The organism is Rhizobium altiplani (genome assembly GCF_001542405.1).
GTDB lineage: Bacteria > Pseudomonadota > Alphaproteobacteria > Rhizobiales > Rhizobiaceae > Rhizobium > Rhizobium altiplani.
On the sequence record NZ_LNCD01000124.1, the window covers coordinates 50,193 to 76,524 of the forward strand.

Annotated in this window: 26 protein-coding genes; 12 read left to right on the forward strand and 14 right to left on the reverse strand. The window is 60.7% G+C overall.

What is annotated here, in order from left to right:
- The first annotated feature begins 68 nt into the window (after positions 1–68).
- The 3 genes from AS026_RS30550 (at position 69) to AS026_RS30560 (ending at position 3,906) form a co-directional block, all read left to right on the forward strand.
- Positions 69–1,550, forward strand: a complete 1,482-nt coding sequence (locus tag AS026_RS30550; protein WP_062374312.1) for a mannitol dehydrogenase family protein — start codon at positions 69–71, stop codon at positions 1,548–1,550.
- Between the two features lie 83 nt (positions 1,551–1,633).
- On the forward strand, positions 1,634–2,323 hold the full coding sequence (locus AS026_RS30555; RefSeq protein ID WP_062374314.1) for an HAD family hydrolase: 690 nt from the start codon (positions 1,634–1,636) through the stop codon (positions 2,321–2,323).
- Positions 2,323–3,906: an FGGY-family carbohydrate kinase gene (locus AS026_RS30560; RefSeq protein ID WP_062374316.1), complete on the forward strand. Its 1,584-nt coding sequence runs from the start codon at positions 2,323–2,325 to the stop codon at positions 3,904–3,906. Before AS026_RS30555 ends, AS026_RS30560 begins: the two co-directional genes overlap by 1 nt.
- Before the next feature lie 20 nt (positions 3,907–3,926).
- Here AS026_RS30560 and AS026_RS30565 read toward each other — a convergent pair whose 3' ends face one another.
- Complete coding sequence (locus tag AS026_RS30565) at positions 3,927–4,781, reverse strand: MurR/RpiR family transcriptional regulator (protein ID WP_025658852.1); 855 nt, start codon at positions 4,779–4,781, stop codon at positions 3,927–3,929.
- A 231-nt stretch (positions 4,782–5,012) separates the two neighbouring features.
- Between AS026_RS30565 and AS026_RS30570 the strand changes: the two genes are divergently transcribed.
- Positions 5,013–5,726 (forward strand): sulfate transporter family protein, encoded by a 714-nt coding sequence (locus tag AS026_RS30570; RefSeq protein ID WP_062374318.1) that lies wholly within the window; start codon positions 5,013–5,015, stop codon positions 5,724–5,726.
- A gap of 34 nt (positions 5,727–5,760) precedes the next feature.
- Here the strand turns inward: AS026_RS30570 and nth are convergent, their stop codons facing one another.
- Positions 5,761–6,543, reverse strand: a complete 783-nt coding sequence (gene nth / locus AS026_RS30575) for an endonuclease III (protein ID WP_062374320.1) — start codon at positions 6,541–6,543, stop codon at positions 5,761–5,763.
- 22 nt (positions 6,544–6,565) lie between these two features.
- On the opposite strand from nth, the gene AS026_RS30580 reads away from it, so the two are divergent.
- The 3 genes from AS026_RS30580 (at position 6,566) to AS026_RS30590 (ending at position 8,599) form a co-directional block, all read left to right on the forward strand.
- Entirely contained in the window at positions 6,566–7,063 is a 498-nt protein-coding gene (locus AS026_RS30580; protein WP_025658855.1) for a DUF2244 domain-containing protein, read from the forward strand.
- Positions 7,064–7,132: 69 nt separating this feature from the next.
- A complete protein-coding gene (locus AS026_RS30585) occupies positions 7,133–8,005 on the forward strand; it encodes a methylated-DNA--[protein]-cysteine S-methyltransferase (RefSeq protein WP_062374322.1) in 873 nt (290 codons plus the stop codon).
- A 114-nt stretch (positions 8,006–8,119) separates the two neighbouring features.
- The gene (locus tag AS026_RS30590) at positions 8,120–8,599 is read left to right on the forward strand and encodes a hypothetical protein (RefSeq protein ID WP_062374324.1); all 480 of its coding nucleotides are present in this window, start codon (positions 8,120–8,122) and stop codon (positions 8,597–8,599) included.
- 20 nt (positions 8,600–8,619) lie between these two features.
- Here AS026_RS30590 and AS026_RS30595 read toward each other — a convergent pair whose 3' ends face one another.
- Entirely contained in the window at positions 8,620–9,603 is a 984-nt protein-coding gene (locus AS026_RS30595) for a sugar-binding transcriptional regulator (protein ID WP_025658858.1), read from the reverse strand.
- Positions 9,604–9,958: 355 nt separating this feature from the next.
- On the opposite strand from AS026_RS30595, the gene tal reads away from it, so the two are divergent.
- A complete protein-coding gene (gene tal, locus AS026_RS30600) occupies positions 9,959–10,924 on the forward strand; it encodes a transaldolase (RefSeq protein WP_062374494.1) in 966 nt (321 codons plus the stop codon).
- 58 nt (positions 10,925–10,982) lie between these two features.
- On the opposite strand, the gene AS026_RS30605 is transcribed toward tal, so the two are convergent.
- Positions 10,983–11,819: an amidohydrolase family protein gene (locus AS026_RS30605; RefSeq protein WP_062374326.1), complete on the reverse strand. Its 837-nt coding sequence runs from the start codon at positions 11,817–11,819 to the stop codon at positions 10,983–10,985.
- 208 nt (positions 11,820–12,027) lie between these two features.
- On the opposite strand from AS026_RS30605, the gene AS026_RS30610 reads away from it, so the two are divergent.
- From AS026_RS30610 to AS026_RS30620, 3 genes are all read left to right on the forward strand, one after another.
- Complete coding sequence (locus tag AS026_RS30610; RefSeq protein WP_025658861.1) at positions 12,028–12,759, forward strand: SDR family oxidoreductase; 732 nt, start codon at positions 12,028–12,030, stop codon at positions 12,757–12,759.
- Positions 12,760–12,859: 100 nt separating this feature from the next.
- On the forward strand, positions 12,860–13,498 hold the full coding sequence (locus AS026_RS30615) for a DUF1345 domain-containing protein (protein ID WP_026371708.1): 639 nt from the start codon (positions 12,860–12,862) through the stop codon (positions 13,496–13,498).
- A 38-nt stretch (positions 13,499–13,536) separates the two neighbouring features.
- Entirely contained in the window at positions 13,537–14,784 is a 1,248-nt protein-coding gene (locus AS026_RS30620) for an adenylate/guanylate cyclase domain-containing protein (RefSeq protein WP_245307692.1), read from the forward strand.
- Here the strand turns inward: AS026_RS30620 and AS026_RS40665 are convergent.
- The 8 genes from AS026_RS40665 to AS026_RS30655 form a co-directional block, all read right to left on the reverse strand.
- A complete protein-coding gene (locus AS026_RS40665; protein WP_018856498.1) occupies positions 14,781–14,954 on the reverse strand; it encodes a DUF1328 domain-containing protein in 174 nt (57 codons plus the stop codon). The genes AS026_RS30620 and AS026_RS40665 overlap by 4 nt on opposite strands.
- Before the next feature lie 144 nt (positions 14,955–15,098).
- Positions 15,099–15,593 carry an ester cyclase gene (locus AS026_RS30625; protein WP_018856499.1) on the reverse strand — a complete coding sequence of 165 codons (495 nt, stop codon included), beginning with the start codon at positions 15,591–15,593 and terminating at the stop codon, positions 15,099–15,101.
- Between the two features lie 69 nt (positions 15,594–15,662).
- A complete protein-coding gene (locus tag AS026_RS30630; protein ID WP_062374328.1) occupies positions 15,663–17,090 on the reverse strand; it encodes a gamma-aminobutyraldehyde dehydrogenase in 1,428 nt (475 codons plus the stop codon).
- 15 nt (positions 17,091–17,105) lie between these two features.
- The gene (locus AS026_RS30635) at positions 17,106–17,921 is read right to left on the reverse strand and encodes an ABC transporter permease (protein ID WP_062374330.1); all 816 of its coding nucleotides are present in this window, start codon (positions 17,919–17,921) and stop codon (positions 17,106–17,108) included.
- On the reverse strand, positions 17,911–18,885 hold the full coding sequence (locus AS026_RS30640; protein ID WP_018856502.1) for an ABC transporter permease: 975 nt from the start codon (positions 18,883–18,885) through the stop codon (positions 17,911–17,913). Before AS026_RS30640 ends, AS026_RS30635 begins: the two co-directional genes overlap by 11 nt.
- On the reverse strand, positions 18,882–19,868 hold the full coding sequence (locus AS026_RS30645; RefSeq protein WP_025658863.1) for an ABC transporter ATP-binding protein: 987 nt from the start codon (positions 19,866–19,868) through the stop codon (positions 18,882–18,884). Before AS026_RS30645 ends, AS026_RS30640 begins: the two co-directional genes overlap by 4 nt.
- A 199-nt stretch (positions 19,869–20,067) precedes the next feature.
- On the reverse strand, positions 20,068–21,228 hold the full coding sequence (locus AS026_RS30650) for an ABC transporter substrate-binding protein (RefSeq protein WP_018856504.1): 1,161 nt from the start codon (positions 21,226–21,228) through the stop codon (positions 20,068–20,070).
- 132 nt (positions 21,229–21,360) lie between these two features.
- The gene (locus AS026_RS30655) at positions 21,361–22,269 is read right to left on the reverse strand and encodes a LysR family transcriptional regulator (RefSeq protein WP_018856505.1); all 909 of its coding nucleotides are present in this window, start codon (positions 22,267–22,269) and stop codon (positions 21,361–21,363) included.
- A gap of 181 nt (positions 22,270–22,450) precedes the next feature.
- Here AS026_RS30655 and AS026_RS30660 point away from each other — a divergent pair, with 181 nt between their 5' ends.
- A complete protein-coding gene (locus AS026_RS30660; RefSeq protein ID WP_062374332.1) occupies positions 22,451–23,176 on the forward strand; it encodes a hypothetical protein in 726 nt (241 codons plus the stop codon).
- A 67-nt stretch (positions 23,177–23,243) separates the two neighbouring features.
- Here the strand turns inward: AS026_RS30660 and lysS are convergent, their stop codons facing one another.
- Together lysS and gltX are read right to left on the reverse strand one after the other, a co-directional pair.
- The gene (lysS, locus tag AS026_RS30665; protein WP_062374334.1) at positions 23,244–24,740 is read right to left on the reverse strand and encodes a lysine--tRNA ligase; all 1,497 of its coding nucleotides are present in this window, start codon (positions 24,738–24,740) and stop codon (positions 23,244–23,246) included.
- Positions 24,741–24,756: 16 nt separating this feature from the next.
- Entirely contained in the window at positions 24,757–26,214 is a 1,458-nt protein-coding gene (gene gltX, locus AS026_RS30670; RefSeq protein WP_025658866.1) for a glutamate--tRNA ligase, read from the reverse strand.
- Positions 26,215–26,332: the final 118 nt, after the last annotated feature.

Sequence of the window (26,332 nt, forward strand, 5' to 3'; positions counted from 1 at the left end):
GACAAAGCGCCCGGCGTACCGATGCCGGGATCTTAGCCGATCCCGAAGACCTTCAAGAGGACTGAAACATGACGTGCAAACTATCGCTGGCAACGCTTTCCGAGGTGGCAAAAACGGCCGCCGTACCGACCTACGAGCGGGCGTCGTTGAAGGCGGGCATCGTGCACTTCGGCGTGGGCAATTTCCACCGCGCCCACCAGGCGATCTATCTGGACGACCTGTTCAATCTGGGTCAGGATCATGACTGGGCGATCATCGGCGCGGGTATTCTCCCTTCCGACGCCGCAATGCGCGAGAAGCTCGCCGCCCAGGATTTCTTGACGACGGTCGTCGAGCAGGACAACAACAAGACTGCTGCGCGCGTTACGGCGCCGATGATCGACATCCTGCCGGTCGGTGACGCCAAGGCGATTATCGCCAAGCTTGCGGATCCAGCGATCCGCGTCGTTTCGATGACGATTACCGAGGGCGGCTACTTCATCGACGCCTCGGGCAAATTCAATCCCGGTCATCCGGCGATCGCTGCGGACGGCCAGAATCCTGCCGAGCCGAAGACCGTCTTTGGCCTTGTCGTCGCCGGTCTCAAGGCGCGCAAGGAGAAGGGCATCGTGCCTTTCACCGTCATGTCCTGCGACAACATTCCCCACAACGGCGTCGTCACGTCGAATGCCGTCGTTGGCACGGCGCGTCTCTCCGATCCTGCCTTTGCCGACTGGATCAAGGCGAACGTCGCCTTCCCGAATGCCATGGTGGACCGCATCACGCCGGCAACGGGTCAGCGCGAAATCGACTTGTTGAAGGACGCCTTCGGCATCGAGGACAACTGGCCCGTCTATTGCGAAGAGTTCAAGCAGTGGGTGCTGGAAGACAAGTTTACTGCGGGGCGGCCGGCGCTTGAGAAGGTCGGCGTCACCTTCGTGCCCGATGTAACGCCCTACGAGCACATGAAGATCCGCATTCTGAACGGGGGACATGCGGCGATCGCCTATCCGGCAGCGCTGATGGATATCCATTTCGTGCACGACTCGATGGAGGATCCGTTGGTCCGTGCCTTCCTCGCCAAACTTGAGAAGGATGAGATCATCCCGATCGTTCCGCCGGTCCCGGATACCTCGCTGACGGACTATTTCGCGCTGATCGAGCATCGGCTTCTCAATCCGAAGATTGCCGACACTATCCCGCGCCTGGCACAGGACGGATCGAACCGCCAGCCGAAATTCATCCTGCCCTCAACGCTCGACAATCTGAACCAGGGGCGGGACGTGGTCGGGCTCGCGCTGGTTTCTGCTCTGTGGTGCCGCTATTTCGCCGGCAAGACGGACAGCGGCAAGGACATCGTCTTCAACGACGCCAGCGCCGATCGGCTGCATGCGGCCGCACTGAAGGCCAAGGACGATCCGATGGCGTTCCTCGCCTTCGACGACATCTTTGGCGAGGTGTCAAAATCCGAGCTGTTCCGAAAGCGCTTTGCCCACGCATTGAAAACCCTGTGGGAAAAGGGCACGCGTGAAACCCTGCAGCTCTATCTTGATAACAAGCTTGCTGTGTAAGGATCACTGGCGGCATTCCTGCCGCCGGCCTCCGCCTTATCCGGCGGATGCATCTTCCTGCACCAACTGCGATTGGGTCTGCCATGGCTGAGGCTGAAACACGGCTCGTCATCTTTGACTGCGACGGCGTGCTCGTCGATAGCGAACCGATATCGGTGAGCGTTCTCGTGAAGGCGATGAACGATCTCGATGTCCCGATTACTGAGGAAGAGGTCTATGGCCGTTTCCTTGGGCGAAGTCTCGCGACTGTCATCGAGACGATGAAGACCGTATACAACGTCCACCCGGGTCAGGAATTTCTTGAGCAAATCCGCACCGATCTCTACGCCCGGTTTCGCAGGGAGCTGAAGCCGATGGCCGGGATCGCCGAGACGATCGACACCCTCGGCATTCCCTGTTGCGTCGCCTCTTCCAGCCAAGTCGAGCGTATCCGCCTGTCGCTGACGGTCACCGGCCTGATCGACCGGCTGCCTGATATCTTCAGCGCAACCATGGTCAAGCATGGCAAGCCCGCGCCCGATCTCTTCCTGCATGCGGCGCGAGAAATGAACGTAGAGCCCGCCAATTGCGTGGTCGTGGAGGACAGCCCCGCCGGGATCGAGGCGGCGAAGGCAGCGGGCATGAGGGTGTTTGCCTTCACGGGCGGATCACACGCCAATTTTTCCGGCTATCGCGCTGAACTTGACCGGCTTTCTCCCGAAGCCGTGTTTGACGCCATGCCGGATTTAATACACCTTGTCCGCAAACATAAGCAGGACGGGATGCACCTTTAATGCCTCAGCATGTGGTTGCGGTTGATATCGGCACGGGCAGTGCGCGCGCCGGCGTCTTCGACGCTCGCGGCGCATTGCTGGGCAAGGCCGAACACCCGATCATCATGAACAGGCCGCGTGAAAACCACGCCGAGCATGACTCCGAAGACATCTGGTCGGCGGTCTGCATTGCCGTTCGCAAGGCGATGGAGCAATCAGGCGCGGCGCCAGCATCGGTGGGCGCGATCGGTTTCGATGCTACCTGCTCGCTCGTCGTGCGCGATGTCGACGGCAACCAGATCAGTGTTTCCACCGGCGGAGAGCGCCGTTTCGATACGATCGTCTGGCTCGATCACCGGGCGCTGAAGGAAGCCGATTTCTGCACGGCGACGGAACATCCCGTGCTGGAGCACTCCGGGCACTTCATGTCGCCGGAAATGGAAATGCCGAAGCTGATGTGGCTGAAGAAGAAGCTGCCCGGCACCTGGATGAACACCGGCTATCTGTTCGACCTCGCCGATTTCATGACCTGGAAAGCAACCGGCGCGCTCGCCCGCTCGCGCTGCACGCTGACGGCCAAGTGGAATTATCTCGCACATCTCGACAAAGGGTGGCGGAAGGATTTTCTCGAGCGGATTGGGCTCGATGACCTTCTGGAACGTGGACGGCTGCCGGAGGAAACGGTGCCGGTCGGCAAGAGTGTCGGGACGCTGACGCAAGAGGCCGCCTCGGCGCTCGGGCTGACGACGGCGTGCCATGTTTCCTCAGGCATGATCGACGCCTATGCCGGGGCGCTGGGTGCGCTTGGCGGCGAGGCGCAGGATGCTCGCAGGCTGGAACGCCAATTGGCGCTGATCGCCGGCACCTCGAGCTGCATCGTTTCGTTCTCGCGCGAGCGCAAACCGAGCCACGGCATGTGGGGGCCGTATTACGAAGCCGTCTTTCCTGAATCCTGGCTTGTCGAGGCGGGGCAATCGGCAACGGGCGCGCTGCTCGATCATATCGTGCGGATGCACGCAGCCGGTGGCGAGCCAACGGCTACGCTGCATCAGAAGATCGTCGAGCGTATTGCGCAGCTTCGCGCCGAGGAGGGCGACGAGTTCGGTGCCCGCATCTTTATGCTGCCGGACTTTCACGGCAACCGCTCGCCACTCGCCGATCCGCATGCCGTCGGCAGCATCAGCGGCCTGACGCTCGACACGTCGTTCGACGGACTCTGCGCGCTCTATTGGCGCGCAGCAGTCGCGATCGCGCTCGGGATCCGTCACATCCTCGAGCGGATGAAGGAATATGGCTATGTGCCTGACACCCTGCATGTCGCGGGCGGCCATGTGAAAAATCCGGTGCTGATGGAACTCTATTCGGATGCAACCGGCTGCAGGGTCGTTGTGCCGAAAATGAACGAGGCGGTGCTCCTCGGTACGGCGATGGCCGCTTCCGTGGCGTGCGGTCTCTATCGAGATCTCCCAGAAGCAGGGGCGGCCATGTACTCCGGTGGCGAAGAGCGATTGCCGGATACAGCCAAGCAGGCATTTTATGACCGGGATTATCGCCGGCTGCTTGCCATGTATCGCCACCGCGCGGAACTGGAAGCGATGGAGTAGGCGCCTAATCCTGGAAGACTCTACCGGTTTCCGCCGTCTCCAAGCATGCTGCCGAATTCAGCCATGCGACGGGTGCGGGCGCCTGCTTCTTCGCCGGCCGCAGTGACAACGTCTTCCGACAGACAGTCGAGGAGGACCATCAGCGGCGGCAGGTTGTCTTCGTCATCGGATCGGGCAGGCGGAAGGGCGAGTACGATATTGGCCTGATCCGGAATCCAGTTGGTGCCTTGTGCTGTAATCAAGATAACCTTGTATCCATAGCGCCGTGCCGTCCGGGCCAGCAGCCGGGCTTTGCCAAAGCGCCGGCTGTCGATCACGATCAGCAAGGCGTCATTGCCATCGAGCCGTGCGAAGAGTTCGGCGAAGCGGCTGCCCGTTCCATCAAGCGCGTGGACGCCGTCGCGCGCATGGGTCAATCGCTGAGCAAAGTGGGACGCGAAGCCGGAAAGATGCGCATGCGAGGCGACAAGAACCTCATGAGCGGATGATATCATCGACACGGCTTCATTCCAGAGGGGCTGGCCCGTCAAATGGTAGATATGGTGCAGCGCCTGGATCTGCTCGGAGACCAGTACCGCGAGCGGCTTGCCGGCGGAAGCGTCGGCCTGCAGCTGGGTGAGCGATGCCTGCATCTGCATTGGCGAAATGGTGGTTGTTTCGCGGATATGGACCTTGACGCTGTCGAGCCCCTGATAGCCGAGCGCGCGTAGAAAGCGGCCCACCGTCATGGGGCTCAGATCCAGCCGATCGGCAACCGACGCGGCTGTTTCGAACGGCAGGTCGTTCAGATGCTCGGAGAAATATTTCGCGATTCGTCGTTCGGCCGGCGTGCCGGACTTGGCATACTGGCGGAGCTTCTGAACAAAATCTTCCACGTTGGCCCGTCCCGATCTTCCCGAAAGCATTTCTCGGATACGCATGGCCAACGCTTGTCGTTTGCAACTATTCCGGAAGCTGCGTTTCAGGATCAAGCAATCATAGTTGATAAATTACTATATAGTAACATAGATTTTCCGACAAGTTTTGGGCTAGTCATCCGAGTTTGTTTCAGCCTTGCCGTTCAAAGTTCGGATTCCTACATGGTTGTTGCAACCGGAGACCTCGGAATGATCTTTCAGGCGGCCCGCCTATCTCTCATCAATCTTTTCGCGCCAGAGACGCGGTCAGTGTTCTGGAAGGTCTTGGGATTGACCCTCCTGCTGCTCGTCGGGCTTTGGCTGGCGTTGCGCAGTGCCTTCATATCGTACGTCTTCCCGTGGATTGCCAGTTTCTTTCCCGCCATGCCGGACTGGGCAGGGTGGCTCGGCTTCGTGTTTGCGATCGCAGCCAGCCTCGGCCTTGCACTTGGCCTGGCGCTTTTGCTGTCACCGGTGACGGCATTGGTTGCCGGCCTGTTTCTCGACGATGTGGCCGAGGTGATTGAAAGACGGGATTATCCCTCGGATCAGCCTGGAACGGCGATGCCGCTCGGTCCGGCGCTCACAAGCTCGATCAAGCTTCTTGGCGTGGTTATCCTCGGCAACATCGTGGCGCTTTTTCTGCTGTTCGTGCCGGGCGTCAACATAATCGCGTTCTTCCTCGTCAACGGCTACCTGCTCGGCCGCGAATTCTTCGAGTTCGCCGCAATGCGGTTTCGTTCGCCGCAGGAGGCACGATCGTTTCGGGCCAAACATGCGGCGACGGTGTTCCTTGCGGGGCTTGTTATTGCGGGCTTCCTTGCCATCCCTATCGTCAATCTGCTGACGCCGCTTTTCGCCGCTGGATTGATGGTGCACCTGCACAAGCTGGTTTCGCGCCAGGACGCGGGCTTTCGCGGGTAGGGCAAAATCGGTAGCGCCGCGATCTGCCGCAGACTTACTCGACGGCCTCTCCAATCACTTGGCGCGGTAGCTCGACCAGCGGCGCCGGCACGTCGCAGCTCTTTTCCGGCGACTTGCAGATATCGGCGATGACGCAGCGCTCGCATTCCGGCTTGCGTGCCTTGCAGGTATAGCGGCCATGCAGGATCAGCCAGTGGTGGGCATGATAGAGATAGTGCTTCGGTACCACCTTCATCAGCCGCTCCTCGACCTCGTCGGGCGTCTTTCCCGGCGCCAGCTTGATGCGGTTGGCGATGCGGAAAATGTGTGTGTCCACCGCCATCGTCGCCTGACCGAAAGCCATGGAGAGCACGACATTGGCGGTCTTGCGGCCGACACCGGGGAGCATCACCAGCTCGTCACGCGTTTGCGGCACAGCGCCGTCGAATTTCTCGACCAGCATCTGTGAGAGAGCGATGACGTTCTTCGCCTTGTTGCGGTAGAGGCCGATCGTCTTGATGTAGTCGCGCACCCGCTCCTCGCCGAGTGCCAGCATCTTTTCGGGCGTGTCGGCAACCCTGAAGAGTGCGCGTGTCGCCTTGTTGACGCCGGCATCCGTCGCCTGGGCGGAGAGGGCTACAGCGACGACGAGCGTGAACGGGTTCGTGTGTTCCAGTTCGCCTTTCGGCTCCGGCCGCTGGATGGAGAAGCGACGGAATATCTCCTCGCGCTCGGCTTCGGAATAGGCAGAACGGACCGTTGCCGGCTTCTTCTGGCGAACGATCACTTTTGAGTTCTGCGACGATGTGACGGCGGATTTGAGTTTCGGAGTTGGCATGGAAAACCTATACTTGCCAGCCATGATGGAAAGCAACGCCGATAAAGCCGACGAACAACCTGTTTTTGCCGCCGAGCTTTTTCCTTACCGGTCGCTTGGCCGCAAGGGTTTCAAGGTGTTGCTGCTTTTGACCGGCGCAGTGTGCGGCCTGTATGGCATGTTCTTCGTCGCGACGGGCGCCTGGCCGATCGGCTTCTTCTTCGGGCTTGATTTTCTGCTCCTTTACGGCGCCTTCTGGCTGAACTATCGGTCTGGCCGCGCGCGGGAGGAAGTGACCGTGTCGCGTACGGATATTTCCGTCCGCAAGTTCGCGCCCTCCGGTCGGATGATCGAGCATCACTTCAATCCCTTCTGGACGCGCTTCTTCGTTCGCAGACATCAGGAGATAGGCATTCTTTCCATGTATATTTCCGGCGAAGGAAGGGGCACGGATATCGGCTCCTTCCTCAATCCCGATGATCGCGAGAGCTTCGCTAAGGCCTTCAAGGGGGCGCTTGCCACCGTCAAGCAACGGATTTGACCGGCACGCAAGAATCGGGTGGCTTGCGAGAGGTCACTTGACTATCTCCTTGGTACAAGGAGAAAGATCATGAATATGGTAGCCAAGCTGAACAAAGACATCACGCCTGATGGCTCTGATTACGAGACCGTGCGCCAGGTGATCGAACTCATCACCGAGGACTATCGCGATCAGCCGTCGTTGGAGACGATCGCAGCGCGGCTCAATCAGTCGCCGACGCAGTTGCAGAAGACGTTTACGCGGTGGGCCGGCCTGTCTCCGAAGGCTTTCCTGCAGGCAGTCACGCTCGACCACGCGAAGCGGCTTCTACGCGAGGAAGCGATGCCCCTGCTGGAGACCTCGATCGAGGTCGGGCTGTCCGGTCCCAGCCGCCTGCACGATCTCTTCGTCACGCATGAGGCGATGTCGCCCGGCGAATGGAAGGCCAAAGGCGGTGGGTTGACGATCCGCTACGGCTTCCATCCTTCACCCTTTGGGGTTGCGCTTGTGATGGCGACGGACCGTGGCCTCGCGGGGCTTGCTTTCAGCAATTACGGTGACGAGGCCGCGTGTCTCGATGATATGACATGCCGCTGGCCGAATGCGACCTATGTCGAGGATATCGAAGCGACGGCACCTTACGCAACGCGGATCTTCGAGCCGGGCCGCTGGACATCGGACCAGCCGCTGCGTGTCGTGCTGATCGGCACCGATTTCCAGGTGCAGGTGTGGGAAAGCCTGCTGAAGATCCCCTTCGGCAAGGCTGTCACCTACAGCGACATCGCCCACGATATCGGCCGACCGACAGCGATGCGCGCGGTTGGTGCGGCGGTCGGCGCCAATCCGATTTCCTTCGTGGTTCCCTGCCATCGCGCGCTTGGCAAAAGCGGGGCGTTGACGGGGTACCATTGGGGCCTGACGCGCAAGCGGGCCATGCTCGGCTGGGAGGCGGCGCACGCCTGATCGCGGCGACGCATCGATCCAACCTGTGGATACGCTTCCTCCCTCGGGAGTCCTGCCATCAAAAACTCAGGAATCACCTGCTTGATTCCATGGCTGGGACTCGAGGAGGCGGAAATGAACCCTGGAGAAAAGCCATGCAAGGTCGTCGGCATTGCCGTTGGCCTGCTTGCGATGTCGCTGGTTCCGGCCTGGGCGGGCTGCAAATCGGCGATGAGTAGCCCGGAATGGCCGGAGGTGGCGCGCGCGATATCGACCGCGCAGTTATGCGAACAGCTTCCCGTGGGACCTAATCGAACCAGCAGCTTCAAGGTTGTGTCTGCAGATGTCTGTTCGACGGGGGACAGTCTCGCATCCATCAGGGCGACGGCGCTATTGACCTGCGAAACTGGCGACAATTCGCTCTTCCAGATGGCGCCGGTGGAAGGCAAGGTTGTTGCCACCGTCGCTCTTGATGTGGGTGCATGCAGGATCACGGACACCCATCTAGAAATCGATGGCGAGATCGGAAGTCTTTTATCGGCACTGCCGGATACCCAGGATTTCGGGCGCAACTGGGCGCAATCGCAACTGTCGCATCTGTGCCAGCTGCGATAGCGGATGCTGGCTAAACGCCGCTAAGCCGCCTCTGCCAGGCCCAGCAGAGCCTTGGCGGCACCCTCGTCCGTGATCAGCGTGTTACAGCCGATCCGCTTGATGGTAGCACGGATTGCGACCGCGCGATGCGCGCCGCCGGATGACAGCACGATGTGCTTGGCCCTCTTCAATGTGTCGAGATCCACGGACATGACGCGGCTGTTGATCGAGTGATCGATCGTGTTGCCGTCCTTGTCGAGGAAGTTGAACATCGTGTCGCAGACGCAGCCGGCGTCGATCAGCTGCTGCAGCTCGGCCTTCGAGATCCACCCTTCCGACAGGGAGGTAGAGTGCGGGCCGATGTCGCCACAGCTGACGATCGCGAGATCCAGCGTTTCCGCCAGCCGATAGATCGTGTCCAGGCCACATTTCTCGATGAGGTTCCGCTTCGTTTCCGTCGAATCCACCAGAAGCGGGGCAAGGAACATATAGCATTCGGCGCCGAGCTGGCTCGCGAGGCGCCAGGTGTAGTCGATCGGGTTCGTCTGGTGGACGGCGACGACACCTCCGAGGAGGGAGACGACCTTGCAATTGTCGCGGCGGGGCGGCCGGAAGCTTGAGAGCGAAGCCGTCATGGTTCGGCCCCAGCCGACGCCGATTGTGTAGTCGTCTGGAATGGCCTCGGAGAGGAACTGTCCCAACGCAAGGCCAACGCTTTTTGCCAACGAGTTGGCGTCAGGCTGCGCCGGCGCCGGCACGACGATCGCTTCGTCGAGGCCATAGGCGCGCTCGAGTTTTACCGAAAGTTCGACGCAATCGCCGATCGAGTCGTTGATCCAAATCTGCACTTCGCTGCGCTTCATCGCCTCGTCGAGCAGGCGGATCACGGTCGTGCGGCTGATGCCGAGCTGTTCGGCGACATCCTTCTGCGTCAGTCCCTGATTGTAATAGAGCCAAGCCGCACGCAACCTAAGGGAGGATGCTTCGGAATAAGCCGTATGCGTGCCACGTTTGAGCTTGACCACATCTCCTCCGAAGCGAATTGCGCCCTAGATCTATCATCAAGCCAGGACAGGTTCGTTGTTCCGCCGATAATGACGGGTGTGACACTTATGTCAATTGAAATGCACAAATGTCCTTGACATATCTGGCGGGGAATAGTGATAGTCGCCGCCAAGAAGTCGCATCCGTGCGACCGAGGAGGTAATGTGCAGGTAAGCGGGACGTCCCATCGGCACTTGGCGGCCGAGGCGTGACGCCGTTTCGAGGGGATGACGCGACCGCTGCCTACATAGGCGGCTCGCAGACTGCCCATTCGTAGATTATTTGCCGGGCGAAGTTCGCATCGGCGCGCAGCTCAAGTCAAAAGGACCAGTAACCATGACATCCAAGCTTGACCAACTCCGCGAGATTACCACGGTCGTTGCCGATACCGGTGACATCGAGGCTGTTGCCCGTCTGAAGCCCGTCGATTGCACGACGAACCCAAGCATCGTGCTGAAGGCACTCGGTACGCCGATGTTCGCAGATACCGTCAAGGAAGCTGTTGCCTGGGGCAAGAAGCAGGGCGGCAATCCGGAGGCCGTTTCCGCCGCCGTTGCCGATCGCCTGGCGATCTCCGTCGGTGCTGCGCTCGTGAAGCTCGTTCCGGGCCGCGTGTCAACCGAAGTCGATGCGGACCTTTCCTTCGATACCGAAGCGTCGCTTGCCAAGGCCCGTTCGATCATCGCTGCCTACAAGGAACGCGGCATCGAGCGTGACCGCATCCTCATCAAGCTGGCTTCGACCTGGGAGGGCATTCGCGCCGCCGAAATCCTGCAGAAGGAAGGCATCGACTGCAACCTGACGCTCCTGTTCTCCAAGGCCCAGGCGGTTGCCTGCGCGGACGCCAAGGTGTTCCTGATTTCGCCGTTCGTTGGCCGCATCCTCGACTGGTACAAGAAGTCGACTGGCAAGGAATTCACGCCTGAGGAAGATCCGGGCGTCATCTCCGTCCGCGACATCTACAACTACTACAAGGCCAACGACATCAAGACGATCGTCATGGGTGCCTCGTTCCGCAGCGCCGGCGAAATCGAAGCCTTGGCCGGTTGCGATCGCCTGACGATCGCGCCGAACCTGCTCGACGAACTCTCCAACGATCAGGGCAAGCTCGAGCGCAAGCTGTCGCCTGATGTGACGAAGCCTGCCCCGAAGATCACCGTCGACGAAAAGATCTTCCGCTGGATGATGAACGAAGACGCGATGGCGACCGAAAAGCTCGCCGAAGGCATCCGTGCCTTCGCCAAGGACCTCGGTACGCTTCGCAGCAACGTTCAGAAAGAACTGCAGCTCGCAGCTGCTTAAGGCTTACGAGCGCTCCAACCAAGAAGGGGCGGTGCCATCGGTGCCGCCCTTTTTCGTGTCATATCGACCAGATGCGCTTGGCGTTGGCCTGATAGAGCTTGTCGCGCTCTTCCGGGCTGCAGCCCGAGGTCAGCGCATGGGTGGCAGCGACCCAGGGTGCCAGCCCGCCGCCGAGCGTGCAAACGGGCCAGTCGCTGCCCCAGACGACGCGATCCCAACCGAAGCTGCCGATTGTATGTTCGACATACGGGCGGAGGCTCTCGACCGACCAGTTTTCGAGATCCCCATAGGCGATGACGCCTGAAATCTTTGCCGTCACGTTCGAGCGGCGGGAGAATTCCGTGATGCCCTTGCGCCAGACCTCGCTCATCCCATCCTTGATCGGCGGGTTGGCGCAATGGTCGAGAATGAAGCGAACATCCGGGCAGTGATCGACCAGCGCGAGGATGGTCTCGAATTGATGCGGGAAGACACAGAGATCGAACGTCATGCGGGTGCCGGAGAGGCGCTTGATGTTCTCGCGAAACAGCGGTCGGGCGGCTGTGTCGTCGGGGGCCACGTGGAGGACGCGGCGGAAGCCTTTGACGAAGGGATCGGCAGCCGATCGCTCCAGATAGGCCGCGAAACCATCCTCTTCCGGCCGGCAGGCGGCGATGACGCCACGCACAAGACTGCCCTGGCGGCGGCCGACTTCCCTGACGTAATTCGTCTCGTCGTCGATGCGCGCCGGTGCAACGTCCACTTCCATGTGCAGCACATTGGAGATGCCGCAGCGTAGCGCATCGCGCGCATAGTCTTCATAGAGATTGTCACGATTAAGATCACCCGCGCCGGAGAGCCAGGGATAGTCGAGCGCCTGCCGGTCGACGATGTGCAGGTGTGTGTCGAAGAGCATGCGGTTCCTCCCATTCATGCCATGCTGTTTGCCGCAAGCTGCGGCGGCGGCGCCGACTGGCTTTTCAGCCACCAGATTTTTCATGCCCGGCCACACAAGATCAACTAGGCTTCCGGCGCAAACCTCGCTCCATCAGGTTGACGCCAATCTGAATATATTGTTTGCATATGAATGAATGCGCCGCAAGCGCCGGAATTTGGGAGGATGTATGAGCCACGGTCTGGAAGGCAAGAAAGTCGTCATCACGGCGGCAGGTCAGGGTATCGGTCGAGCAAGCGCTGAGCGCTTCATTTCACTCGGCGCGCATGTCTATGCGACCGATATCAACGAAAACACGCTTTCCACCCTGGAAGGCGCCGAGAAGCATGTCCTCAATGCGCTCGATGGCGACGCAGTCCGTGCCTTCGCAGCCACGATCGGCCCGATCGACGTTCTCTTCAATTGCGCAGGCTTCGTTCATGCAGGCTCGATCCTCGAATGCGAGGAGAAGGACTGGGACTTTTCCTTTAACCTGAATGCCAAGGCGATGTATACGACCTGCCGTACCTTCCTTCCCGGGATGCTGGAGAAGGGGAAGGGGTCGATCGTCAACATGGCTTCGGTCGCCTCCAGTGTGAAGGGCGTTCCCAATCGCTTTGCCTACAGTGCATCGAAGGCAGCCGTGATTGGCCTCACCAAGTCGATTGCCGCCGACTTTGTCGCAAAGGGTATCCGCGCCAATGCGATCTGCCCCGGTACCGTGGACAGCCCGTCGCTGCACGAGCGCTTGCGTGCGACCGGCGACTACGAAAAGGCACTGAAGGATTTCATCGCCCGCCAGCCGATGGGTCGCATCGCCACACCCGAGGAGATCGCCGCTCTGGTGACCTATCTTGCCGGTGACGAGGCAGGCTTCACGACGGGCCAGATCCATGTCGTCGATGGCGGCTGGACCGGCTAAAGCCATATTGCTCCTGCCGCCATCAAACTGATATCAAAGGCAATCTTGCAGCGGTAGGATTGTGACGGCGGCAGATGCTGGGCGCCGGGAAAGTCAGGTCATGGAGCAACTACGCAGACACATGGTGTTCGTCGTCGCCGTGACCGCTGGACTCGTGACTTTCCTGCTGCTCACCAGCCGCGAGGTCAATCCGCAGAACCTGATTTTTGGCTGGAACGCCGGCGCTATCGTCTTTACGGCGCTCACCTGGCGCCGAATGCTGCGCGCGACCGTCGCTAGCATCCGCGAGAGAGCTGAGGATCTCGACCTTTCAGACGTCTTCCTGATGGCGCTGTCTATTTTGGCGGCGCTCGCCAGCATTGCCGGTATCGCGCTGGAACTTCATGCAGCCAAGGGGGCTGACGCAAGCGAGGCGCTCGTACGATCGCTTGGTGCAATCGCCACGATCCTGATCTCCTGGGCATTCCTGCACACCTTGTTCACGGTGCACTACGCACATCGCTTCTATGGCGGAGAGGCCAAGGGGGAAGGGCTGAAGTTTCCGGAAGGCAATGACGAGCCTATTTATTGGGACTTCCTCTACTACTCCTTCACGATCGGCGTTGCCTCACAGACGGCCGACGTTGCGACGACATCGGTCACCATGCGCAAGCTGACGCTCCTGCATTCCATCCTCTCATTCCTGTTCAATACGACGATCCTGGCCCTTGCCATCAATGTCGGAGCAAGTCTGCTCTAACGCCTTTGGCTGCGTGGAGGGACACACGGATTTGATGTATGAAGCAATCTCATTCTCCAGAGGTTGCCGTGATGGAAGCATTGCCGCGTGAGAGATTGTTGGTCCTTGCCGGCTGTGACGATGCCCGCTTGCGTGATCTCGAGCGCCTAGAGATCATTGGTCCTGGATACACAGGCTATGCCGCAAGCGATGTCAGCCGGCTCCGATTGATACTTGCCCTGCAGGAAGCCGGCATCAGCCTCGATGTGCTGGCGGAAGGTCTGAGGCGGCGGATCTTTACTCTGGAGTTCGCCAATCAGCTGATGTTCGAGCCCGTAACGATGACCGAGGCGTTGGTTTCGGCCGAGGTGGCGGCAGGGCAACTGGATCTCGACGAGCTGAATGGCATAAGGGCATGCGCCAGCTTGCCGCCGCTTTCAGCGGATCAATCGCTTCGCGAGGACGATGCGGAATTTATCTGGCTGTTGGCGGAGTGCAGGCAGCTTGGTGCCTCCGTTGTCGGGATGGAGCGGGTGCTGCGCGTTTTCGGTCAGTCGGTTCGCCGCTGTGTCGACACGATGCGCGACCTCTTCCGCGGCGAGGTCGAAGAGCCGATGCTGAATGCGGGCCTTAGCTACCATCATCTTCTCGAGGTTGCCGCCACCAAGCGCTTGGCACTGCAGCGGATCGGCTTCCGGATGCTGTTCCTGCTGCAGCGGCGGATGCTGGAGGAGGCGGTGTTCGACAATATCGTCGGAAGGCTGCAGGATGCCCTGCGCGAACACGGGCTGGAGCCTGGCGACGAGGACAGCCTCCCGGCCGTGGCGTTTGCCGACCTTTCCGGCTTCACGGGCTTGACGCATGAGATTGGCGATGTGTCTGCCGCCGAGAAGGCCGCCCGTTTTGAAGCAATCGCCCAACGACTCTCATGCGCGTTCGACGGGCGTATCGTCAAGCCACTGGGCGACGGCGTCATGATGCTGTTTCCGGATGCAGCCTCGGCGGTGCAAGCATCGCTATCGCTGGTGGAGCAGAGCCGTTTGGATGAGTTGCCGCCTGTGCGGGTCGGTGTAGCGACGGGGCAGGTTGTGCCTCGTGACGGGGATATTTTCGGCCGGACGGTCAATCTCGCGGCGCGCGTTTCGGCCGTTGCCGGGCCGTCCCAAACACTTGTCTGCCTCAATACGCGTGCTGCCGCCGAAGCGGCAGCACGCGGTCTTGCCTTCCAGGGTCTGGGAGCTGTTTCCCTGAAAGGCTTCAAGGACTCGGTGCCTCTCTTTGCCGCCCAACGAGCGGCGGCAGGTTAAAGCACCGCATTGCCTGCCATCAGCGCCAGAATCAGGAAGATCAGGAAGATCACCAGCGCGATGCCGAAGAGAACGCGAGCAATCGTTGCCGTTGCGGCCGAGATGCCGGAGAAGCCGAAGAAACCGGCAATCAGCGAAATAACGAAGAATATCAGAGCCCATCTAAGCATGGATTTTTTCCTTTTTGCTCATCGTTTAGATGACGCAGGGCGAGGAAATTTGTTCCATATTTTACGCAACCGGTGGGCGCAGGCCGCAGCGGTAGCTGAAAGCGTTGGCGACGCCCCTGGGGAGCGCCGCCGGCCGGATTGCCGTTACATCAGGCCCAGTTGCTTGTAGAAGCCAAGGGCGTCGTAGTAGTCCGACTGCTGCTTGATCACGTTGTTCTCAATGACGAAGACCGAGGCACCGTCGAAGGAGAAGGACTTGTCGGTTGCCTTGGTCCCATCGGCCCAAGGACCGCTGTTCTTCCCTGAGAAGGTCCACTCGAAGGAAACCTTGTTTCCGCTGACGATCGGATCACCCCGCATCTCCCATTTCAAATCCGGCGCAGCGGTCATGAAGTTGTCGATCACGGCCGCCTTGGCCTCGGCCTTGCCGACGGTCGGCTTGCCAACCGATGCGTCGTAGTAGCTGATCTTGTCATCGAAATAGGAAGCGGCCTTGCCGGCATCGTGGGCGTTCCATGCGGCCAGGTACTGTTGAACGACCTCAACCGGCGTCTGATCGGCCGCATAGACCGGCATGGCCGAAAGCGTCGAGGCGAGACAGATGCCACCGAAGGCGGCAAGAATGGTACGGCGTTTCATTTCGACTCCCCTTTGTTGCATGTTCTTGTTTGCAGGTTACGGCCGGCCCGTCGGCCCGGCCGCGCGGGATCAACCGTGGTTGATCATTACGTGCCGGACGGCGGTGTAGTCCTCCAGTGCGTAGACCGACATGTCCTTGCCATAGCCTGATTGCTTCAGGCCGCCATGCGGCATTTCGTTGGTGAGCATGAAGTGCGTGTTGATCCAGGTGCAGCCATATTGCAGGCGGGCGGCAGTTTTCATGCCGCGGCTGATGTCCTTGGTCCAAACCGACGAAGCGAGGCCGTAGTCGCTGTCGTTCGCCCAGGTGACGGCATCCTCGACATCGGTGAAGCGGGTGACGGAAACGACCGGACCGAAAACCTCGCGGCGAACGATCTCGTCATCCTGCGTGGCGCCGGCGACGACCGTCGGCGTGTAGAAAAAGCCCTTGTCGCCGGAGATCTTGCCACCGGTGGTGATTTCCATGTGCTTGTGTTCGAACGCGCGGGCGACGAAGCTTTCCACGCGGTCGCGCTGGCGCTTGGAGATCAGTGGGCCGATCTCGTTCTCGGTGTCGTCGGCCTGATTGAACTTGATCGAGGAGACGGCTGAGGAGAGGTCGGCGACGAACCTGTCGTAGACCTTCGCATCGGCGTAGATGCGGCAGGCGGCGGTGCAGTCCTGGCCGGCATTGTAGTAGCCGAAGGTGCGAATGCCCGCGACAACAGCGTCGATGTCGGCGTCGTCGAAGACGATGACCGGCGCCTTGCCGCCGAGTTCCAGGTGGGTGCGCTTCACGGTCTTGGCGGCTGCCTGCAGAACTTTCTTGCCGGTAGCGACGTCGCCTGTGATCGAGACCATCGAAATCTTCGGATGATTGATCAGGGCATTGCCGACGCTCTCGCCGCGGCCGAGGATGACGTTGACGACGCCTTCCGGCAGGATATCGGCAAGCAGCTTCGCCATCTTAAGTGCGGTGAGCGGCGTCTGTTCGGAGGGCTTGAAGACGACGGTGTTGCCGCCGGCGATGGCCGGAGCCAGCTTCCAGGCCATCATCATCAGCGGATAGTTCCACGGCGCGATGGAGCCGACGATACCGACCGGATCGCGGCGGATCATTGATGTATGACCAGGCAGGTATTCGCCGGCGACGGGGCCGTGCAGATTGCGGACGGCGCCTGCAAAGAAGCGGTAGCAATCGACGATCGCCGGGATTTCGTCGTTCAACACGGCATTGATCGGCTTGCCGCAGTTCAGGGCTTCCAGTGCGGCAAACCCCTCGGCATCCTTCTCGATCGCATCGGCGATCTTGAGGAGGTAGCTCGAGCGTTGGCCCGGTGTCGTCTGCGACCAGTCCTGGAATGCGGATTCTGCGGCATCGACGGCAGCGTCGATCTGGGCAAGCGAGGCTTCCGGCAGGTCAAGCACGGTCTCGCCCGTCTTCGGGTTCAGGATGTGCTCTTCCGTTTCCGTGCCCGCTTCGAAACGGGACCCAATCAGCATCGCGGTGTCCATAATGTTCTCCCTTAATTATTTGCCGGCTCCGGCGACCTGGTCGCCGTCGCGAGTGAGGTAGTAGGCTGCCAGGATCGGCAGGAAAGTGACGAGCACGACGACCATCGCGACCACGTTGGTGACCGGGCGTTGGCGTGGGCGGATGAGTTCTTCGAGCATCCAGATCGGCAGCGTCGATTGCTGGCCGCCGGTGAAGGTGGTGACGATGACTTCGTCGAAAGACAGCGCGAAGGCGAGCATGCCGCCGGCCAGAAGCGCGGTCCCGATGTTCGGCAGGATGACGTGGCGGAAGGTCTGGAAACCGTCGGCGCCTAGATCCATCGATGCCTCGATCAGTGAACCCGAGGTGCGGCGGAAGCGGGCGACGGCGTTGTTGTAGACGACAACGACGCAGAAGGTCGCGTGACCGAGCACGATCGTCCAGACCGAAAATGGAATGTCGAACAGGCTGAAGGCCGAGCGCAGTGCAATGCCGGTGATGATGCCGGGCAGCGCGATCGGTAGGATGACGAGGAGCGAGATTACTTCACGGCCGAAGAACTTCGTCTGGCTTACGGCGGCTGCGCAGAGCGTGCCGAGCACTAGCGCGATCGCGGTGGCGATGCAGGCGACCTGCACGGAGAGGCCGAGCGCTGACCAGACATCCGGGCGGTTCCACGCGATGGCGAGCCATTGCGTCGTCAGTCCCGGTGGCGGCCATTGATAGCTCTTCTCTTCCGTCGTGAAGGCATAGACGAAGATCAAGAGGATCGGCAGGTGTAGGAAGAGCAGGCCACCGGCTGCGGCGATCTTTAGAAGCAGCGGTGAACGCTGGGAACGGTCAGAGCGCATCGAAGGCCCCCTGTTTCTTGGCCAGCCAGAGATAAACGGCCATGATGACGATCGGGACGACGGAGAAGGCGGCCGCGAGCGGGACGTTGCCCGCGGTGCCCTGCTGGGCATAGACCGCCTGGCCGATGAAGAGGCGCGACGAACCGATGATCTGCGGGATGATGTAGTCGCCTAATGTCAGCGAGAAGGTGAAGATCGAGCCGGCGACGATACCGGGCAGCGCCAGCGGGAAAAGTACAGTGCGGAAGGTCTGGCTCGGTGTGGCGCCGAGATCGGACGACGCCTCGATCAGGTTGCCTGGGACGCGTTCGAGTGCTGCCTGTGTCGGCAGGATCATGTAGGGCAGCCAGACATAGACGAAGACGACAAACGTACCGAGATAGCTGACCGACAGCGAATTGCCACCGACAACGGGCAGGTTGAGGATGCCGTCGAGCAGCCAGGACAGGTGCAGCTTCTCGAAGATCCAGGTGAGGATGCCTTCCTTCGCGAGGATGAGTTTCCAGGCGTAGATCTTCACGAGATAGCTCGACCACAGCGGCAGCATGACACCGAGGTAGAACAGCGCCTTCCATTTGCCCTGCGCATAGCGAGCAGCGTAGTAGGCGATGGGAAAGGCGACGACGGCAGAAGCCAGTGTCACCAGCGCCGCCATGATGATGGTGCGGATGATGATGTCGAAATTCGTCGGGCTGAGGAGTTGCGCATAGGTCGCAAGCGTGAACTCGTAATTCACCAGGCCCGAGAAATCATCGATCGAGAAGAAGCTCTGCAGGAGCAGCGCGATCAGTGAGCCGATGTAGATGATGCCGAGCCACAGGAGCGGCGGCGTCAGCATCAGGAAGAGCAGCAGTCTAGGATGGCGCCAGAAGGCGTCCGAGAGCTGTCCGAAGAAACCGCCGCGACCGGGAAGGATCGAGGTCTCGCGCAGTTCCGCCGGTTTGGTGAGGGCAAGCGCTGTCATGCTGCGTCATCCATGTAATGCACGTCGACGGGCTGCCAGACGAGGCGGACGCTTGTGCCGACATCCGGCACGTTGGCGCCGGCCGGCAGCATGACGTGCAGGCGGGTGCCGCGGATATCGACCGAGAGGCGGGTTGCCGCGCCGAGGAAGCTTGCATGCTCCACACGCGCCTCAACGCCTTCGCCGGCGACGTGGATCGCTTCCGGACGCAGGCTCGCCCAGCGCTTCTCGCCGCCGAGCGCGGTCATCATATCGGGCGCAATGACATTGGAGGAGCCGACGAAATCCGCGACGAAACGCGTCTTCGGGCGCCGATAGATGTCATGCGGCGTACCTTCCTGGACGATGCCGCCGTTGTTGAAGACGGCGACGCGGTCGGCCATCGACAGGGCCTCGCCCTGGTCGTGGGTGACGAAGATGAAGGTGATGCCGAGCGCGCGCTGCAGGCTCTTCAATTCCTCCTGCATCTGCTCGCGCAGCTTCAGGTCGAGCGCGCCGAGCGGTTCGTCGAGGAGAAGGACTTTCGGCTTGTTGACGAGGGCGCGGGCGAGCGCCACACGCTGCCGCTGGCCGCCGGAGAGCTGTCCGGGTTTGCGCGCGCCGTAGCCGGGAAGCTTCACAAGCTCTAGGGCCTGCTCGGCGGCTTTGGTGCGCTCTGGCTTACCGACACCCTTGACCATCAGCCCGTAGGCGACGTTGTCGAGGATGTTGAGATGCGGGAAGAGCGCGTAGTCCTGGAAGACGGTGTTGACGTTGCGGCGATAGGGCGGGATGCCTTCGGCGGTCTCACCGAAGATTTCGATGTGGCCGCCCGTCGGCTGCTCGAAGCCTGCGATCAGGCGCAGGCAGGTTGTCTTGCCGGAGCCGGAAGGGCCAAGCATGGCGAAGAACTCGCCGGGCGCGATTTCGAGATCGACGCTGTCGACGGCGCGGACCGGCCCGAAATGGCGCGAGACCTGTTGGAAACGGACGGCGGGAATCATTGTAAAACTCCGGGATGTTGCGTCTTTCATCTTCCCAGCGGGAAGGATGCGGCCCAAGGGGCCCCGACGAGGGGACAATTCGGCGTTCCGTCGTTGCCCCCAGCGCTCGGACGTTTCGCTCTTGTCTTCATTGTCCCCTCGCCTTGCCCTCAGCGGGCGCCTTCTCCGCTTGCGGAGAAGGAGAGGGTGTGCGGGCGGATTATCGTCCGCCGATCACACCGATATAGTCGGAGACCCAACGGTGATACGGTACGCACTCGCCCTGCGTTGCGCATTTGGCCGTCGGCGTTCTCCAGAACTTGATCTTGTCGAAGTGATCATAACCGTTCGTTGAGCAACCCTCGTCGGTCAGCAGCTCGTTGCCCTTGCAGGCAGCGGGAACGGAAGGAACGGCGCCGAACCAGGCAGCGGCATCGCCCTGGACCTTGGCCTGCAGCGAATGCTCCATCCACATGTAGGCGCAATTCGGGTGTTCGCTGTCGACATGCAGCATGGTCGTGTCAGCCCAGCCGGTGGCCCCTTCTTCCGGGAAGGTGGAGGCGATCTTCTGTTTGTCGGCTTGCATCAGGTTGACCTGGAACGGCCAGGAACCGGAGGCCACGACGCCTTCGTTCTTGAAGTCGTCGATCTGGATCATCGCGTCGTGCCAGTAGCGGGAGACGAGCTTACGCTGGCCGCGCAGCAGGTCGAGCGCCGCCTTGTACTGGTCTTCGTTCAGTTCATAGGGATCCTTGATGCCGAGTTCCGGCTTGTGCGCCATCAGGTAGAGAGCGGCATCGGCAACGTAGATCGGACCATCATAGGCCTGGACACGGCCCTTGTTGGACTTGCCGTCGGGAAGGGTTTCTTCCTCGAAAACGACCTTCCAGCTGGTCGGTGCCTTATCCTTGAAGGCATCGGTGTTATACATCAGCACGTTCGGCCCCCAGAGATAGGGAACGCCGTAGTGGACGTCTTTGACCGTGTACCATGCGCCTTTCTGCAGGCGCGGATCGACGTTCTTGAAGCTCGGGATGAGATCGGTGTTGATCGGCTGGACACGCTTGCCTGCGATCAGGCGAAGCGACGCGTCGCCGGAGGCCGTGACGAGGTCGAATCCGCCTTCGTTCATCAGCGAGACCATTTCGTCGGAGGTCGCCGCCGTCTTGACCGACACTTTGCAGCCGGTTTCCTTTTCGAAGCCGGTGACCCAGTCGTAGCTCTTGTCGCTTTCACCGCGTTCGATGTAGCCCGCCCAGGCTACGATGCTGACAGCACCTTCGCCCTTGCCAAGCGCCTTCAGCGGTTCGGCTGCGGCAACCTGCGTCACGAAGCTCACGCTCGCGAGGGCAGCAGTGCACGATTTCAGAAGATATTTCATCTGATGTCTCCCGGTTGTTGCCACTTTTCGTGGCGTTATGTTCCCGGTCGAAAGGTGCGCTGAATTTTCCGGTTTCGCAAATTCATTTATCAGAAAGGCGATATCGGAATTTCCGATATCGTGTCCGACGGATCACCGGGGCCGGCCGGATCGCAGGGCTTCTGCGATGCCCACGAAGTCGCGCGCCGCTTGCGGCAAACTCGAGCCCTTTCGCCAGACCATGCCGACCTGGACGACCGGAAGGGAGCCGGACACGTCACGGCTCTCGATTCGGTCGCCTTCCAGCGACCAGGGGCGATAGACCAGGTCGGGCAATAGCGCCACGCCGGCACCGGTCGCAACCAGACTGCGTACCGCTTCCACCGAGCGCGTGCGGAAGGCGACATGCGGCCGTGCGCCAAGCGCCGACAGCAGCTTGCCGGTGTTTTCCTCGATTTCGTCGACAGTCAGCATGATCAGCGGTTCGCGAGCGATGTCCGCCACGGAAATGATGTCGGCGGAAACGAGTGGATGGCCCATGGGCAACCACAACCGGTAAGGTGACGTCTCCAGGATCTCTGCCTGCAGGGCCATGCGGTCGCGCAGGTTGGAAATGACCATGACGGCCACATCCAGTTCGCCGCCGACCAGCAGGTGCTCGAGATAGCCGCCATTGTCTTCGATGGCGCTGACTTCGACGCCCGGGCAGGCGCGGCGATAGCGGGCCAGGAGGTCGGAGAGCACATAGCCGGCGACGAGCGAGGTGACGCCGATGTTGAGTTTGCCGGAGATCTCGTTCTGCTTGCCGGAAAAGCTGGTGCGCGCATCCGTCACGCTTGCCAGGATTTTCGTCGCATGGCGAAGGAACTGATGGCCATTGTGGGTGATCGTCAGGCCGCGTGGATGACGCTCGAAAAGCTCGACGCCGAGGTCGGTTTCAAGCTCCTTGAGGGCCTCCGTGACCGACGATTGCGAGATCGAAAGGTTCTGCGCGGCGCGCGTTACAGAGCCCTGCTCGGCGACGGCAACGAAGTACTGGATCTGGCGAAGCGTGAAGGCCATCAGCCGTTAGAGCATGGCCGCGAGGACATTGGCAAGCATAGGGAAAGCTTGGACCTTTTTTGGTGTTAATCCCATACTGATGCAAACTTAGAGCCCGCGTTTAAGCATTCGGAAACGTCATTTCTCTAGCGTCGAAACCACTCGTATTGCGTTGGAGCTTGTTAATGGCGGAGCAGTTGGCGTGAAGGCCCTACTGCGCATCTTCCGGCCTTCCCGGAAATTGGTGTTTATCATCGCTGGCGTCGCCCTTCTCGGGGGCGTCTCCGGCGGTGCCGCGCTTTTTATCGGCAAGGATAGGCTCCTTGGCCCTTCCGCAGAGACGATGAACGGCCTCTCCTGCACCGACGTCAATCTCGTCACCATCAAGAAGCAGAACCGCGTCTGGATCCGTAAATATATCAAGACCGAGCCGACCGATGGCATGACTCGCGTCAAGACCGCGCTTCGCGTCGCCAAGACGATCTACGATGCGCAGAGGCCCGATCTCGTGCAAGTCGTCGTTCTCGATACCAACGGACCGACGCTGCGCTCGGATATTCGCGGCAGGGCGATCGGCGCTGACGTCGTCTATATTCCGCATCCCGATCCCGTCCTCGAAAGCACGGAAGCCAAGACCTACACCGCCCGTTATTATGACGGGGAGGCGGCGGACAACGGGCTGTTCTTCGGAGAACGCGTCGATCTACCCGAGGACGAGATAACCGCGATGAACGCGTCCTTCACGGACTATTCGGACTGTATCGATCCCATCGCCGTTGCCGCTACCAAGGGCGGCGAAGGAGAGGGCAAGAAAACTGCGAAGACAGCAGAGGCAAAGGAAGTAAAGCCCGCGGAAGGCGGCGAACATGGCTCCGCACCTGCCAAAGAGCCTGCTGCGCCGGAAGCCGCGCCCGAAGCCGGCCACTAACCATTTCCAACAAAAAAGGCGGCGAGCCCAACGGGTCGCCGCCTTTTTCTATTCCAGGTAAGCCGGCTCAGTCGGCCTTGCTGCGTCGAGCCGGGAAGAGGATGACGTCGCGGATCGATGGGGCGTTGGTGAGCAGCATGATCAGGCGGTCGACGCCGATCCCGAGACCGCCGGCGGGCGGCATGCCCTGGTCGATCGCATCGAGGAATTCGTCGTCCAGCTGCTTTTCCTTTTCGCCGCGGGCGTGCGCCTGTTCCAGCTGCTCGACCATGCGGCGGCGCTGCTCTTCCGGATCGTTGAGTTCCGAGAAGGCGTTGCCGAGTTCCCAGGCGTTGCAGTAGGTCTCGAAGCGTTCGACAAGGCGCGGCTCGCCTGGCACTTCCTTGGCGAAGGGCGAGATGTCCTTCGGAAAGTGGGTGACGTGTGATGGCTGAATGAGCGTGGCCTCAACCTTTTCTTCGAAGATGAAGGCAAGGCATTCGCCCCAGGTCCAGTCCTTCTCGACTTCGAAGCCGGCGGCCTTGGCAGCCGCGCGGGCTTCCTCGTCGGTCTTCATGGCGAGGAAGTCGATACCGGTCACTTCCTTGACGGCGTCTGGCATCGGCACGCGCTTGAACGGCCCCTTGAAGGAGATCGTCTTGTCGCCGAAGGGGAATTCCGTCGTGCCGTGGATCGACAGTGCCAGGCTTTCGAACAGCCGCTCCACGAGGTCCATGATGTCCTCGTAGTCGGCATAGGCCCAGTAGCACTCCATCATCGTGAATTCAGGATTGTGCCGGGTCGAGACGCCTTCGTTGCGGAAGTTGCGGTTGATCTCGAATACCTTGTCGGTAAGGCCGGAGACCAACGTCCGCTTCAGGTACAGTTCCGGCGCGATGCGCAGGTACATGTCGAGCTTCAGCGTGTTGTGATGCGTCTTGAACGGCTCGGCGGTGGCGCCGCCATAGACCGAGTGCAACATCGGCGTTTCGACTTCCATGAAGCCGTCGTTTTCCATGAAGCGGCGGATGCCGGACATGATCTTCGAACGCTGCTGGAAGCGGAGCTTCGATTCCTCGTTGGTCATGATGTCGAGGTGGCGCTTGCGATAGCGGATCTCGACGTCGGAAACGCCGTGCCACTTCTCCGGCATCGGGAGCAGCGACTTCGTCAGCATGGTGATTTCGCGAGCGTTGATCGACAGCTCGCCGCGCTTCGTGCGGCGCACCGTGCCGGTCACGCCGATGATATCGCCGATATCGATCATGCCAAGCATGTTGCGGGCTTCTTCCGGCGTCACGTCCTTGTGGCTGAAGATCTGGATCTTGCCCGAGGCGTCATGGATATCCATGAACATGCCGGAGTTGCGCGAGGAATAGACGCGACCGGCAACGGTCACGACATCCTGCGTCTCGACGTCGGATTCGAGATCCTTGTACTTCTCCGCCAGTTCGGCATTGGTCATGGTCCGGTGGAAATGCGCCGGATAGACCTCGCCGATCTGTTCGCGCAGCAGCTTCAGCTTCTGGGCGCGGACCTCGGTCGCGTCGGAGGAAAGGGTCGCTGTTTCGGTCTTTTCAGTCATGATGCAAACGTCCGGTTCAGTTCTTCGGGCCGACGAGGGAGGCAACTGCCTGGGCGGCCAGTTTCAGCCGCTGACGCACGACGGAACGGCCGAGGATCGCCATCGAGTCGAAGAGCGGCAGCGAGCGCGACGAGCCTGATACTGCGACGAAGAGCGGGGCCACGACGACCTTCAGCTTCTTGCCCATGCGGTCGGCAATGGCGCGTAGCTCGGCTTCGATCGTCTCGACGTTCCATTCGAGGATCTTTTCGAGATCCGGCTGGACGGTGTTGAGGATCTCGAGGATCTCTTCCGGCGGTGACTTGATCTTGGCGAAGGCCGACGGGTCAACGCCGAGGTCGGACTTCAGCAGGAAGCCTGCGAGGTCAGGTAGTTCGCCGAGCTTGGAAATGCGCGACTGCGACAGGCGCAGGCCCGCCTTCAGGCGATCGTTCTCCATCGCCCAGTCGAGCACGCGGGCCTGGAACTCCTCTTCGGACAGCTTCTCACGAATCCAGCGGCCGTTCAGCCAGTCGAGCTTCTGGATGTCGAAGATGGCGCCGGCCTTCGAAAGGTTTTCGGGATCGAACTTCTCGGAAAGCTCGTCCATATCAAGCAACTCTTCGCCTTCGGCGATCTGCACGAAGAACAGGCCGAGGAAGTTCATCAGCGCTTCCGGGATATAGCCGAGAGCGGAGTAGTAGGAGATTGACGTCGGGTTCTTGCGCTTCGAGAGCTTCGATTTGTCGGCATTGCGCATCAGCGACAGATGCATGAACACCGGCTGCTCCCAACCGAAGTAGCGGTAAAGCAGGATGTGCTTCGGCACGGATGCCAGCCATTCTTCGCCGCGCGCGACATGGGTGATTCGCATCAGATGGTCGTCGATGACGTTTGCCATGTGATAGGTCGGCATGCCGTCGCCCTTGATCAGGACCTGCATGTCAACGGAATCCCACGGAATGCTGACATCGCCATAGACGCCGTCGGTGAAGTCGCAGGAGCCCTCGGTCGGGATCTTCATGCGGATCACGGAGCCTTCGCCGGCGGCCATCTTCGCGGAGACCTCTTCGGCCGAGTACTTCAGGCAGAGGCCGTCATACTTCGGCGCCTTGCCGGCGGCGCGCTGCTCTTCGCGCATCTTCTCCAGACGCTCAGGCGTGCAGAAACAGCGGAACGCATGCCCCTTGTCCAGCAGTTCCTGGCCGTATGGGGTGTAGATGTCCTTGCGGTCGGACTGACGGTACGGGCCGTAGGGGCCACCGATGTCAGGACCTTCCTTCCATTCGAGGCCGCACCATTTCAGCGCGTCCAACACCTTGGTCTCGAATTCCGGGGTCGAGCGCGTCGCATCGGTGTCTTCGATGCGCAGAATGAACTCGCCGCCGTTCTTCTTGGCGAAAAGGTAGTTGAAGAGAGCGATGTAAGCAGTGCCGACATGCGGCTCGCCGGTCGGCGAGGGAGCAATGCGGACGCGGACGCCGGAAGCTGTCATTTTATGTGCCCGTCAAATGAATGCCGGACGGCTTTCCTGAGAAAGCGACGTTCGGCCGGAAAGAATGCAGATAACTGGATCAGGAAACCGGCCGGAAAAGGGCACTGCCCCCGTTCAT